The organism is Lysinibacillus sp. FSL W7-1291 (genome assembly GCF_038593415.1).
In the GTDB taxonomy this organism is placed as follows: domain Bacteria; phylum Bacillota; class Bacilli; order Bacillales_A; family Planococcaceae; genus Lysinibacillus; species Lysinibacillus fusiformis_D.
The window spans coordinates 2,921,033-2,933,540 of sequence record NZ_CP151994.1 but is presented as its reverse complement, the minus strand read 5'-3'; the positions used below and the strand labels follow the sequence as shown (position 1 = coordinate 2,933,540).

14 protein-coding genes are annotated in these 12,508 nt (G+C 37.8%); 5 read left to right on the top strand and 9 right to left on the bottom strand.

All coding sequences use genetic code 11. From position 1 onward, the window contains the following. Positions 1–19 precede the first annotated feature (19 nt). From NST76_RS14240 to NST76_RS14220, 5 genes are all read right to left on the bottom strand, one after another. The gene (locus tag NST76_RS14240) at positions 20–469 is read right to left on the bottom strand and encodes a helix-turn-helix domain-containing protein (protein WP_036120355.1); all 450 of its coding nucleotides are present in this window, start codon (positions 467–469) and stop codon (positions 20–22) included. A gap of 125 nt (positions 470–594) precedes the next feature. Then, on the bottom strand, positions 595–999 hold the full coding sequence (locus NST76_RS14235; protein ID WP_036120352.1) for a hypothetical protein: 405 nt from the start codon (positions 997–999) through the stop codon (positions 595–597). A gap of 92 nt (positions 1,000–1,091) precedes the next feature. After that, on the bottom strand, positions 1,092–2,429 hold the full coding sequence (locus NST76_RS14230; protein ID WP_036120348.1) for a hemolysin family protein: 1,338 nt from the start codon (positions 2,427–2,429) through the stop codon (positions 1,092–1,094). A 32-nt stretch (positions 2,430–2,461) separates the two neighbouring features. Next, the gene (locus tag NST76_RS14225; protein WP_080717047.1) at positions 2,462–2,845 is read right to left on the bottom strand and encodes a MerR family transcriptional regulator; all 384 of its coding nucleotides are present in this window, start codon (positions 2,843–2,845) and stop codon (positions 2,462–2,464) included. Positions 2,846–3,020: 175 nt separating this feature from the next. Continuing rightward, positions 3,021–3,506: a hypothetical protein gene (locus NST76_RS14220; RefSeq protein WP_230593778.1), complete on the bottom strand. Its 486-nt coding sequence runs from the start codon at positions 3,504–3,506 to the stop codon at positions 3,021–3,023. Positions 3,507–3,703: 197 nt separating this feature from the next. Between NST76_RS14220 and NST76_RS14215 the strand changes: the two genes are divergently transcribed. Then, positions 3,704–3,832: a hypothetical protein gene (locus NST76_RS14215; RefSeq protein WP_255358828.1), complete on the top strand. Its 129-nt coding sequence runs from the start codon at positions 3,704–3,706 to the stop codon at positions 3,830–3,832. Between the two features lie 135 nt (positions 3,833–3,967). Here the strand turns inward: NST76_RS14215 and NST76_RS14210 are convergent, their stop codons facing one another. The 4 genes from NST76_RS14210 to NST76_RS14195 all read right to left on the bottom strand — a co-directional run bounded on the left by NST76_RS14210 (position 3,968) and on the right by NST76_RS14195 (position 6,680). Continuing rightward, entirely contained in the window at positions 3,968–4,540 is a 573-nt protein-coding gene (locus NST76_RS14210) for a nucleotidase (protein WP_036120338.1), read from the bottom strand. 12 nt (positions 4,541–4,552) lie between these two features. Beyond that, on the bottom strand, positions 4,553–5,659 hold the full coding sequence (gene ispG, locus NST76_RS14205; RefSeq protein WP_170829863.1) for a flavodoxin-dependent (E)-4-hydroxy-3-methylbut-2-enyl-diphosphate synthase: 1,107 nt from the start codon (positions 5,657–5,659) through the stop codon (positions 4,553–4,555). A gap of 105 nt (positions 5,660–5,764) precedes the next feature. Further along, positions 5,765–6,109: a hypothetical protein gene (locus NST76_RS14200; protein ID WP_036120330.1), complete on the bottom strand. Its 345-nt coding sequence runs from the start codon at positions 6,107–6,109 to the stop codon at positions 5,765–5,767. Between the two features lie 52 nt (positions 6,110–6,161). Continuing rightward, on the bottom strand, positions 6,162–6,680 hold the full coding sequence (locus tag NST76_RS14195) for a DUF1189 family protein (RefSeq protein ID WP_036120327.1): 519 nt from the start codon (positions 6,678–6,680) through the stop codon (positions 6,162–6,164). Positions 6,681–6,874: 194 nt separating this feature from the next. On the opposite strand from NST76_RS14195, the gene NST76_RS14190 reads away from it, so the two are divergent. From NST76_RS14190 to NST76_RS14175, 4 genes are all read left to right on the top strand, one after another. Then, positions 6,875–8,506, top strand: a complete 1,632-nt coding sequence (locus NST76_RS14190) for a Na/Pi cotransporter family protein (protein WP_036120325.1) — start codon at positions 6,875–6,877, stop codon at positions 8,504–8,506. 67 nt (positions 8,507–8,573) lie between these two features. After that, complete coding sequence (locus NST76_RS14185) at positions 8,574–9,053, top strand: DUF456 domain-containing protein (RefSeq protein WP_342544059.1); 480 nt, start codon at positions 8,574–8,576, stop codon at positions 9,051–9,053. Positions 9,054–9,228: 175 nt separating this feature from the next. Further along, a complete protein-coding gene (locus NST76_RS14180) occupies positions 9,229–9,834 on the top strand; it encodes a superoxide dismutase (RefSeq protein WP_036120319.1) in 606 nt (201 codons plus the stop codon). A 237-nt stretch (positions 9,835–10,071) separates the two neighbouring features. Beyond that, positions 10,072–12,276, top strand: coding sequence for a penicillin-binding protein 2 (locus NST76_RS14175; protein ID WP_342503612.1), 2,205 nt, complete (start codon positions 10,072–10,074; stop codon positions 12,274–12,276). Positions 12,277–12,508 lie beyond the last annotated feature (232 nt).

Sequence of the window (12,508 nt, the reverse complement as noted above, 5' to 3'; positions counted from 1 at the left end):
ATACTGTTAACCTATTAGATTAAATCATTAATTCGTCCCAAGCTTGTTTAACGATTTGTTCATCAAATGTTGAAATAAGGCGAAAGTTATTATTGTCTAAAATGCGGAAATGCTGACTGATAACGTTTTGCTGTAGTTTATAACCATCGTGCTCATGAATATTTTTCCACCATATGTATCCACCCATTGTTTTTTCCTTTGGCTGCAATGTTCCATTATTCGCGATTAAATCTACTACCTCCAATGGATCACCGCCAAGCTCATGCTGTAAAATCGAGCTGTCACGACACAAAGTGCAAATGGCAACAGTAGTTGTCCAACCAGCTAGGATACGGCCTTTTTCAATTTGTACAAGTGTTTTCTTAGATAGTCCTAATAAATCACTCATTTGATCCTGTGTAAAAGCTTTTTCTGTACGGATTAATTTCAGTTTTTCTGAAATGAGTGTGATTAATTGTTCACGATTCATCCTAACACCCCTTTTTTCAGATTGTTATGTTCCATTATACATGAAAGTAAAGATACGTGTTTTTCTTTCAATAGTGGAATTAAAAATGAAACAGACTGCCCATAATGGAACAGTCTGTTGGATGATTAAATCTCATATTTTTTCGTATCAGAGATTACACGGAAATGGATGCCTTTAATCTGTGCACTTACTTTATGGCGGAGCGTATCAATATCCACCAGTTCTTCTTTATTTTTGACACATAAGGCAATCTCATGTAATAGGTTTGTAAAGGCCTCCTTAAATAAGGCACGCATATTATCGAAATCTAAACTGCGGAAACTACCATCAATATCGAAGGCTTCCACAGAATTTAATTGCTTAGAAGCTCCTGCAAAACGATCGTCATAGACTGTGTAATTTTCGTCTGTTACAACGATAATATATAAAATTTCTCCTGTAACCGTTTTTAATTCAATATTTGTTTTGTGTTTTTTTACGTCGGTAATAATGTGAATACCATCTGAATGATATAGCTTAAACAATGTCATGTGTATTGCCCCCTGAAACTAGAATCTTATTACGTTATCCATTATATAGTGGAATGGCTAATAATGGAATAATAAATACCAGTTTCATTCCCTTATGTTGATTGTACTTCTGTGATAACTGGTGCACTTTTTCGTAGAGGTCGAACCTCAATATAATGAATTTGATGCCCTTGTTGCTCATAGATGCTAAAGAGATAGGTGTCTAATTCAATATTTCTTGAAGCTTTAATGCCATTATTCACTGTTAAGAACCAACCACCTAATGTTTCTACTTCCTCTGCATCCAGCGTAATGTTTAATAGATTTTCAACATCTTCCACAAGCATTTTGGCATTTAAAATATAGTGATGATCTGTGATTTTTCGAATATCAGCAATTTCATCACCGTCAAATTCATCCCGAATTTCACCAACAATTTCCTCTAAAATGTCTTCAACCGTTACTAGTCCAGATGTACCACCATATTCGTCCATTAAAATGGCCATATGGATTCGTTCTTTTTGCATGCGTACAAGTAATTCCTGAATAGGAATTGTTTCAATAACACGAATGACAGGATTAATGAAATCCTCTAAAACTAATGTGTCGTCTGTAAGTTGTTCAAGTAACCCATGCGTAAATAGCTCCTTGGCATTGATAAAGCCTAGAATATTATCGCGGTCACCATCGTATACAGGGTAGCGCGTATATTTTTCCTCGGCAATGGTATGAATGATATGGGTAAACGATTCATTTTGTTCAATACCAACTATTTCTGTTCGGGGAACCATGATTTCACGAGCAATACGTTCATCAAATTCAAAGACATTGTTCACATATTTAAGCTCAGATTTATTGATTTCACCACTTTTAAAGCTTTCAGACATTAATAATCGCAATTCTTCCTCTGTATGAGAAAGCTCATGTTCACTAGCGGGCTTCATGCCGAATAGTCCAATTAAAACACGTGCAGAACCGTTCAAAAACCAAATAAATGGGTACATGATTTTGTAGAAAAACATAATTGGCTTTGCGAAAAGAAGTGTAATAGCTTCAGCCTTTTGAATAGCTGCCGTTTTTGGAGCTAGTTCGCCAACTACTACATGTAAAAACGTTGCGATAGCGAAGGCTGTACCAATTGTAAAGATCGTCATATATTTATCAGAAATGCCGACCATTTCAAAAAGTGGGTGAAGCATAAATTCAAAGGTTTTTTCACCAACCATCCCGATACCAAGTGCGGTTACTGTAATACCTAATTGGCAGGCAGATAAGTATTCATCTAAATGATGGACAACATGCTTAGCAGCAATTGCTTTTTTATTGCCCTCTGCAACCAGCTGATCGAGTCTTGAGGAGCGCACCTTGACAATGGCAAATTCTGTTGCTACGAAAAAGCCTGTTAAAGCTAATAAAATGGTAAAAATCGATAGGTTTATAATGGTCTCCAAATAGTCGTTCTGTAAAAACAGAACGTCACCTCCTAATTATGAATAAGTAATAGTAAGGATTGCATTAATGCAATACTTTCGGGTGAAACGTTTTTCTTAATGGTTTCAATTTTTTTATCATCTTGTTTGTTCATTTGCTCTAGCAATGAAGCTACATCATGCTCTAAATCTTGCATTTTTAAACGAAGCATTTGTACATCGATTTCTTCATAGGGTGTGATGTTCAATTCATGTTGGATTGCTACAAGTGAGAGCCCCTGTTGTTTGCGTTGTTCAATAAATTGAAGTCGTTCAATCATGATTGGATCATAGAAGCGATAATTTGTTGCAGAACGTTCTGCATCCAACAAACCAATATTGGTATAATAATCGATTGTTCGTTTAGTAATGCCTGTTTTTTCTGCAAGTTCGCCAATTTTTAATTTCTCTGTCCCAATGCAAACACCTCCAAACCATCACGTGATACTTTGATTATAACGTGATGGTCTAAATATATTCAAATGATAGGCGTCAATATTTCAAAATTGTAAGATTTTTTTAATAAAAAAATAACGTTTCTGCCATTGTTAACTGGTAGAAACGTTACTAAGATTAGGGAAGTAAATAGGTATCGTATAGGTGATGGAGTGCTTCCTCACCATTTTCTTGTAAGAGAATTTCCTCATTATATGTAAGTATGACGTTTGTGTGCTTACTATCGATTTTATCATCAATGAATTTACACGTTACCGTGACAAAGCCCGCTTCCGCTAGCTTTTCTTTCATATCTCCATCCCAGGGCTGGTCAGAAAATAGTGGGGGCTGCCAAGTGCCTCTCACATGTAGCTCATTTTTTTCAAGGTCATAATCCCAGCGGATGTCACGTAAAATAGTTTTAAATAGGTCATTAACTGTAAAAGATGTATCTTGATAGTTAATGTCTATAGCGCGCATGGCATGGACATCTCGACTAACTGCACTAGCTGCGGAATTGGCCGCTGAATTGATGCCTGAAGCAGCATCTCTAATTTCTGCTAATCGATCACCACAGCCTGTTAGTAAAGCACAGATGCATGTTATACAAGCTACCTTCGTCATCCATTTCACAAGTAGTCCCTCCAGTCTAGTAAGTTGTTATTACTATCTTAACGAAAAGAAAAATACGAAGAAAGGGCATGAAGGCGGCAGTTTGTGACGGTTTTGCAACGATGCGATCTCCACTTGATTGTTCGGCATTTGGAAAGTATATAAGTCTGAAGATTTAGTAAAATGATGAGAGAAAGGGAGCGGTTTGGATGAAAATTAATGATGAAATGCTTGATCGATTAGGAACTTATTTTGTCTATCATGCTGTTTATGATAATTATGGTATTACCTTTGAAAACTTTGTGGATCGTTGGCTACGAGGAATTCTTGAGGTATAGCAATCATCAATGCCGCCTTGATAATGATGTCCGAATTTTTTGAGCATGCTCTGAAAAATTGAAAAAACGGTAACACTCGATTTAGTAGACAAGTTAAACAAAAGAGTCGTGTCCAAGTTTGAACACGACTCTGCTTTATTTGAAATAATCTGTAATAAACTGATTGGCTTCCTGCCAATTATATACTCGTATAACATTATCAGGAACAGTGAGGCGGTTATATGGTGTGTCAAATAACACAACAGGGATTTTTAGTTCCTCCGCCAGCATTACCGCATTATCGTGCTTATCCTCAAAGAAAGCTTCTACATGATGCTTTTTCGCGGCAGCTAGTTTATCGTGGCTACCTAGAAGTTCGATATGATCGTATGGTATAGCTTGCGTTTTAAACCAATTGACAGTGATGTTTGCTACATTTTCACCTCGTGCAGAAATATAATACAGCTCGAAATTATTTTTCCAAGCGGTTAGAATATTTTTTGCATCTTTTGCCACTTCAGAGACTTCATACATATAAGGCTCATTTTCCTTAAACCATGTATTAAATGCACTGCGGTCAACAGGGTGTGGAAAGGCGGATAAAAAATCATATTCACAAACATCATCAAGTGTAATATTTACATTGTATTGCTTATTAATATGTGGAATGAGTGTACTTGGACATGTCACAGTCCCATCGATATCAATACCAAAACGAGGCTTTTTCATGCTAGCACCTCCTTAAGCATTCGCTTTTTGTGCTGCTTCTGCTGCTTGCTTTTCTTCCATTTCTGCTGCTAATTTATCAATTTCTTTTTTCAGTTCTTCCACCATCGTTTCTTCAGGTACTTTACGAACTGTTTTTCCCTTCATGAAAAGTAAGCCTTCACCACGAGCACCAGCAATTCCGATATCCGCTTCTCGTGCTTCACCTGGACCGTTTACGGCACAGCCCAACACAGCTACTTTTAAAGGAACCTTTAATTTTGAAATATATTCTTCCACTTCATTTGCGATCGAAATTAAATCAATTTCAATGCGCCCACATGTAGGACAAGAAATAAGTGTGGCCATATTAGAGGCTAGACCAAATGATTTTAATAATTCTCTTGCTACTTTTATTTCTTCTACAGGGTCAGCTGAAAGGGAGATACGCAATGTGTTCCCAATGCCTTTTGAAAGGATGGCTCCAAGACCAGCTGCTGATTTTACTGTACCAGCAAACAGTGTCCCTGATTCTGTAATCCCTAAATGAAGCGGGTAATTAAAGGCTTTCGCCGCCTTTTCATAAGCTTCAATAGCAAGATTAACATCAGATGCCTTCATTGACACGATAATATCGTGGAAGTCCAAGTCTTCCAAAATTTTAATATGGTGTAGAGCTGATTCAACCATACCATCAGCTGTAGGATAGCCGTATTTTTCTAAAATATGACGCTCTAATGAGCCGGCATTAACACCAATACGAATGGGGATACCTTTCGCTTTGGCAGCATTAACAACAGCTTCCACTTTTTCTTTACGGCCAATATTACCTGGGTTAATACGTACTTTATCAATACCATTTTCAATGGCTTTTAATGCTAATCTATAGTCAAAATGAATATCAGCTACTAATGGAATATGAATACGTTTTTTAATTTCGGCAATCGCATCCGCTGCACGCTCATCTGGTACAGCAACACGAACAACCTGACAGCCCGCTTCCTCAAGACGAAGAATTTCCGCAACTGTTGCTTCTACATCATGTGTTTTGGTTGTACACATACTTTGAATGAATAATTCATTACTACCACCAATTGTTAAGTTACCGACACGTACGGGACGCGTATTTGAACGGTGACAAATTTCACTCATTAACTTTCTCTCCTTTTCGGGCCACTATTTTCAGCCGTCACTGTCATTTATTTTAGCAGTGTAGGAAAATAAGGACAAGGAAGAAACGCTAACTTTTCATTTTCCACATTTGTTTTCAAGCTCAAACGACAGTGGAAGCTTGATATTTTCACCTGGAATGAGAGCTTGTAATTGTAAGTGTGGGTTTAAGTTGTAAAAAAGTTGTAAGCGCTCTGGAAAGGTCATAGGAACTTTTGCAGGATGTAGGGCAAATAAACTATGGATAGTGTCACCTTCAATCGTTTGTACTGTAATATAATTTGGCTCACGCTGTTTTTCACAAAGACTATTTTCTGTATTTTTGGTAGATAAAGCTGCCAGTGGGATAGATCCTTCGGTTAAATCTACTTTGACGACAAAGGCGATCACAATGATGATGGCTGTTAAGATGAATGCGCGCAAAAAATCCCCTCCTTTTCTACACTATATTGAGAAGAGAGGGGATTCATGCACATTATTTTGTAATTGGTTGTTTTGGATATTTTGTAAAGGCCACAATTAATAGAGTAATGGTTAACAATAAAGAGAATACAGTGATAATGGTACTGTTAATTGGTAAATAGTCTGCTAGCATTGATAGCAAAGTTGCCCAAGTGATGGCAAAGGTAGCTGTTCGCCAGATGTGACGATATTCACCTCGACGCTTCATTGCCTTTAAGATAAATAAACCAGCTAAAGCATAGAGAGCAATTTGTGCAAATATGAGCATGGTTGTCACAACAAAAAGCATGAGGAAGGTGAATGGATATAAGAGCCATTTAATGCCTTCTATATATTCCGTTAAACCAGTTAAACTATCCATATCAAATGTATCAACAGACATACCTGCTGCAAAGCGACCTAAAGAAAATACGGACACAATGGTAATGAGTAGAAAAGTATATTGAATAACCTTTCCAATAGGTAATAAACGATAGGCTGCTAGTTTTTTAGGATGAATGAGACTATCGATAAAAAGCTGTGAGTGTTTCATACTATATCTCCTCCAATCGATATTTTAACATGTTCAAAGAGGACAGGATATGAAAGAAGTATAAATGAAGAGGAACTAGATGATAAAATGTTAACATTATGTAAAGAAGTTAAAGGATTTCTTTACTTTTTGTTGGTAATCATTTAATGATTACAAATAGAGTAGTAGAGATGTAGGAATTGGAGCGAAAACAATTGACAATAGATTGGCAAAGCATACTCTTTCAATTTTTAGGTGGGTTAGGGGTATTTTTATTTTCCATTAAATTTATGGGTGATGGACTTCAGAAATCAGCGGATGATCGATTACGTGAATGGTTAAATCGCTTTACTACAAACCCGATTATGGGTGTCTTAGTGGGTATATTTGTAACGATTTGTATTCAGTCAAGTTCTGCAACAACAGTCATAACTGTAGGTTTAGTGAGTGCTGGTTTTTTAACATTGCGTCAAGCCATTGGCGTCATCATGGGGGCAAATATCGGTACAACCATTACAGCATTTATTATTGGCATTAATATTGGTATCTATTTTTACCCTTTGTTGGCAATCGGTGCAGGTTGTTTGTTTTTCTTGAAAAAAGCAACGTATCAACATATTGGCCAGATTCTTTTTGGCTTTGGTGGTTTATTTTTAGGGCTAGAGCTAATGAGTGCAAGTATGCAGGCACTACATCAATTGGCAGACTTTGCATCATTAACGCTTCATTTAAGTAATCAACCGATTTTAGGCATATTTTTAGGAACCGTATTCACATTATTGGTGCAAAGTTCTACTGCGACGGTTGGTGTGCTGCAAGGGTTATATGCTGAACATTTAATTGGTTTAAATAGTGCATTACCTATTTTGTTTGGTGAAAATATTGGCACGACCATTACAGCGGTATTAGCTTCCCTTGGTGCTTCTATTTATGCAAAGCGTGCAGCTGCCGCACATGTCCTTTTTAATGTCATCGGCACGATCATTTTCATGCTATTCTTTACACCATTTATACAGTTTGTCCAGTGGGTAAGTGAGTTATTTCATTTAGAGCCTCGCATGCAAATTGCTCTTGCACATGGTTCATTCAACGTATTTAATATGATGATTCAACTTCCATTTATCGCTGGACTTGCAACATTAGTTACGAAGTTGCTGCCAGGAAATGACGGTCATATCAATGTGACAACTAAGCATCTGGACCCATCCTTTATTGATTCCTCTCCTGCCATTGCCCTTGGTCAAGCGAAAGAGGAAGTGTTACGAATGGGTGAACATGCATTGCGAGGGCTGGAAGAAACGTTTTTATATATGAAAACGGGGGAAGCAGAACATATTCCAACGGTTTTGCAATTAGAGGTCGGCCTCAATCATCTCGACAATGAAATTACGGATTATTTAGTCATGGTGTCTAAGCAGCCGCTATCTCGAGCAGACTCAGTAAGACACCATACCTTATTAACAAATGTGCGAGATTTTGAACGGATTGGAGACCATTTTGAAAATATATTAGAGCTTCTACAATACAAAGATCATCATGAAGTGAGTTTAAGTAAATCAGCACGACAAGATTTAATTGGTATGTTTAGTTTAGCCATTGAAGCAGTACGGAAAAGCATTGAAGCTTTAGATACGGCGAGCTTAAGTTTAGCTCAGGAGGTAACAGAGCTAGAAAGCTTAATAGATGATATGGAAGATAAACTCCGTCAAAAACATATCGCTCGCTTGAACACTAATGAATGCAGTGGAGCAGCGGGAATTGTTTATATGGATATTGTAAGCAATCTAGAACGTATAGGAGACCATGCAGTAAACATTGCCGACTCGATTTTAGGCATTCGTCATTAGCGAGATGAAACTTTTCACTTTGTTATTCCGTATGAAAGGCAATGCACGGTAAAAGGAGAGAAACTTTATGGAAGTTATTGGCTGGATCTTAGTGATTGCCTGCTTTATTATTTCGTTTATTGGTTTAATGTATCCGATTATTCCGGGTGTACTATTTTTAGTTGGCGGATTTTTGCTTTATGGTGTATTTTTCTCATTCGCAGAGCTGAGCTGGTGGTTCTGGGTGATTGAAATCCTATTTGTAGTGCTATTATTTGGTGCCGATACAGTGGCAAATGCGTTCGGCATTAAAAAGTTTGGTGGTTCTAACGCAGGAATGTGGGGAAGTACTATCGGTTTATTAATTGGTCCATTTGTTATTCCCGTTGCAGGGATATTAATTGGTCCATTTTTAGGCGCGGTGATTGCAGAACTTATTGTTGAGAAACGTACCTTTAATGAGGCTGTGAAAAGTGGTGTGGGCTCTCTAATAGGCTTTTTAACATCTACCATTGCAAAGGCTGTCATTCAAATCGTGATGATTATTGTATTTTTTATCGCGATTTAATGCTTCACTTTTAAGGTTTAGTGTTTATGATGAAAGGGTAAGATAGTAAACGTATTGGTATTTCAGTCAAAAGGCTGAAATCTTCAATTTGAAGTATTTTTCATTGAATGGTTTGACCAATTTTGATAATCTAAGGATGTACTATTTATTTCTTATTTTAGGGAGGAACTTAACAATGGCTTACGAATTACCACAATTAACTTACGCTTATGACGCATTAGAACCACATATCGATGCAAAAACAATGGAAATTCACCATTCTAAACACCACAATACTTATGTAACAAACTTAAACGCAGCAGTAGAAGGTACTGAATTTGCAGAAAAGAACATTAACGACTTAATCGCAAACCTTGACGCTCTTCCAGCTGACAAACAAACTGCTGTACGCAACAACGGTGGCGGACATGCTAACCATACATTATTCTGGGAAGTTATCGCTCCAGGCGGTTCAAATACACCAGTTGGCGAAGTAGCAAAAGCAATCGATGCTAAATTCGGTTCTTTCGATGCTTTCAAAGAAGAATTTGCTAAAGCTGCTACAACTCGCTTCGGTTCTGGTTGGGCTTGGTTAATCGTTGATGGTGACTCAGTGGCTGTTACGTCTACTCCTAACCAAGACTCTCCAGTAATGGAAGGTAAAACTCCAATTCTAGGCTTAGATGTTTGGGAACATGCATATTACTTAAACTACCAAAACCGTCGTCCAGATTACATCGGTTCTTTCTGGAATGTAGTAAACTGGGACGTAGTAGAAGCTAAATTCCAAGCTGCAAAATAATGATGAATCTTCGGCTATGCCAAAGGTGAGTAATCACCAAGGCATAGCCTTTTTTATTGGATAGAAAAGTAAGCGTGAGGGAAAGTATAAAAAAAAGCAACCTTTCCTCAGAAAGTGCCGTCAAATAAATGATGTTTTACATAAGATTTCGTAAGTGCGTGCTTTTCTGTCATACCTTCGAATGGTATACTAAGTATCGTGTATTGAAATGATCAGAAGATGAGGAGGGGAATACATATGCGCAAAGCACCCGGAAAAAATCGCGCGGCGAGTGTTAAAGCAAAACATCATTCTAATTTAACATTTCGTATGAATATCCTTTTCTTTGCAATATTTATCGTATTTTCAATGTTAATTTTTAGACTGGGTTATATGCAAATCGTCAAAGGGGAAGAGTATGTACGACTTTTAGAGAGTAAAGAGGAAGTTCCTGTTAATACAAGTGTGCCAAGGGGCCGCATGTATGATCGTTACGGGCGTATTTTAGTCGATAATCACCCTGAAAATGCCATTACCTATACGAAAATGCAAACGACTACAACAGATGAAATGCTAAATATAGCTGAAAAGCTGGCGCAATTAATTGAACAACCAACAAAACGCGTCACATTGCGTGATAAACAAGATTTTTGGATTATCAAAAATCATGATGCGGCTTATGAAAAAGTGACAAAGGCAGAAGAAGCTAAAATTCGAGCGAAAGAAAATATTACGACAAGTCAAATCAATGCAGAGATTGATAAACTAGTACGTGAACGCATTACGAATGAAGAACTTTTGCAATTGTCAGAGAAAGATTTAGAAGTATTAGCAATCTTTAGAGAGATGACATCTGGTTATAATTTATCACCTCAAATTATAAAAAGTGAAGATGTCTCGGCAGAAGAATTTGCACGTGTCTCCGAGCGTTTAACGGAACTGCCAGGAGTTAACACAACGACAGATTGGAAACGCGTAAAATTATCTTCTCTATCGATTCTTGGTCGTACAACGGTCCCAACAAAAGGGATACCAAAAGAGAAGCTGAATTATTATTTAGCCCGTGATTATTCACGAAATGATCGAGTAGGGGAAAGTTATATCGAAGCTCAATATGAAGAGCTACTACAAGGTCAAAAAACAGTTGTCAAAAATATTACCAATAAAAAAGGGCAGGTCGTCGATACGGTGACAACCTATGAAGGTGAACCAGGTAAAGACTTAATCCTGTCAATGGATAGTGAGCTACAGGCGGAAACAGAGAAAATTCTGGAAGAAGAGCTGCTTAACCTAAAAGCACTCCCAGGCTCGTATTTATTAGATCGCGCCTTCTTAATCATGATGGACCCGAATACAGGGGATGTCCTATCCATGACTGGTAAGAAAATAGAAAAAAATCCTGAGACAGGGAAAAATGAAGTCATTGACTATGCATATGGATCATTTACAACAGCTTATGAGGCAGGTTCATCTGTAAAGGCAGCAACTGTTCTTACTGGATACAATCAAGGTGTTATATCGATGGGTACTTCTATGGGAGATGAGCCTATTGTATTAGCTGGTACAGACCCTAAAACGTCTATTTTTAACCGTAGTGGATATATTCCAATGGATGATTTAATGGCTTTAGAACGTTCTTCCAACTCCTATATGTTTAAGATTGCGTTGCTGCTTAATGGAACACCTTATAGCTATGGTATGCCATTACGCTTAAAGGACGATACGTTCCCAAGAATGCGTAATAATTATGCGCAATTTGGTTTAGGTGTGAAAACAGGCATTGATTTACCAAATGAATTTAGTGGGGTGCGTGGTCCATCAGGTGCAACGATGGGAGGGAAAACGCTTGACTTGGCCATTGGTCAGTATGACACTTATACACCTCTGCAATTAGCACAATATATTTCAACAGTTGCCAATGGTGGCTATCGTATTCAGCCACATGTCGTGAAAGAGGTTCGTGATCCATCTCAAGATGGTAAACAATTAGGCCAGTTAGTAACAGAAGTAGGACCAACTATTTTGAATCAAATTGATAATTCCAAAGAAGAGATCGATTATGTAAAGCAAGGATTGCGTCGTGTATACACTGGTAAACACGGTACAGCACGAGCTCAATTTGCGGATATTCCATATACAGCTGCTGGGAAAACAGGGACAGCAGAGGTAGTTTATTATGGTCCATTACGAGAGTACTATGGTACAAACACGATTAACTTAACACATGTCGGTTTTGCACCATATGAAAACCCTGAAATTGCCTATGCAGTTGTTATCCCATGGGTTAATACAAACTTAGCTCCACACTACTATCAAAATAATGTCATTGCTAGACGTGCTTTAGACAAGTATTTTGAATTAAAAGCAAAATATCAAGCTGAAAAAGTGACAGATAGCAATGTAAAACAACCAATTTTACCTGCCGTTACACAAGAGAAAATTGGTGAGGATGAGCAACAATAAGAAAACCGCTAGGCATGAGAATGCCTAGCGGTCAGACTGTAGACAAACTCGATGAATTTTGAGTTTGCCTACAGTCTTTTTTCTTTTACAATAAAATAAAGTAAAGCCGTTGATTTCCACTACGGGCGGACGCTTTCCGCGGGCGGGGTCGAGCTGCTTCCCTCGCTTCGCTCAGTCCAGGATCTCGACTTTCCCGCTTTTCCCGCAGGAGTCGCCGCCCTTCGTTCCAATC

Coding starts and splice junctions, on each gene's coding strand:
- NST76_RS14240 (WP_036120355.1), bottom strand. CDS start 469: ATGAATCGTGAACAATTAATCACACTCATTTCAGAAAAACTGAAATTA.
- NST76_RS14235 (WP_036120352.1), bottom strand. CDS start 999: ATGACATTGTTTAAGCTATATCATTCAGATGGTATTCACATTATTACC.
- NST76_RS14220 (WP_230593778.1), bottom strand. CDS start 3,506: ATGACGAAGGTAGCTTGTATAACATGCATCTGTGCTTTACTAACAGGC.
- NST76_RS14215 (WP_255358828.1), top strand. CDS start 3,704: ATGAAAATTAATGATGAAATGCTTGATCGATTAGGAACTTATTTTGTC.
- NST76_RS14210 (WP_036120338.1), bottom strand. CDS start 4,540: ATGAAAAAGCCTCGTTTTGGTATTGATATCGATGGGACTGTGACATGT.
- NST76_RS14195 (WP_036120327.1), bottom strand. CDS start 6,680: ATGAAACACTCACAGCTTTTTATCGATAGTCTCATTCATCCTAAAAAA.
- NST76_RS14185 (WP_342544059.1), top strand. CDS start 8,574: ATGGAAGTTATTGGCTGGATCTTAGTGATTGCCTGCTTTATTATTTCG.
- NST76_RS14180 (WP_036120319.1), top strand. CDS start 9,229: ATGGCTTACGAATTACCACAATTAACTTACGCTTATGACGCATTAGAA.
- NST76_RS14175 (WP_342503612.1), top strand. CDS start 10,072: ATGCGCAAAGCACCCGGAAAAAATCGCGCGGCGAGTGTTAAAGCAAAA.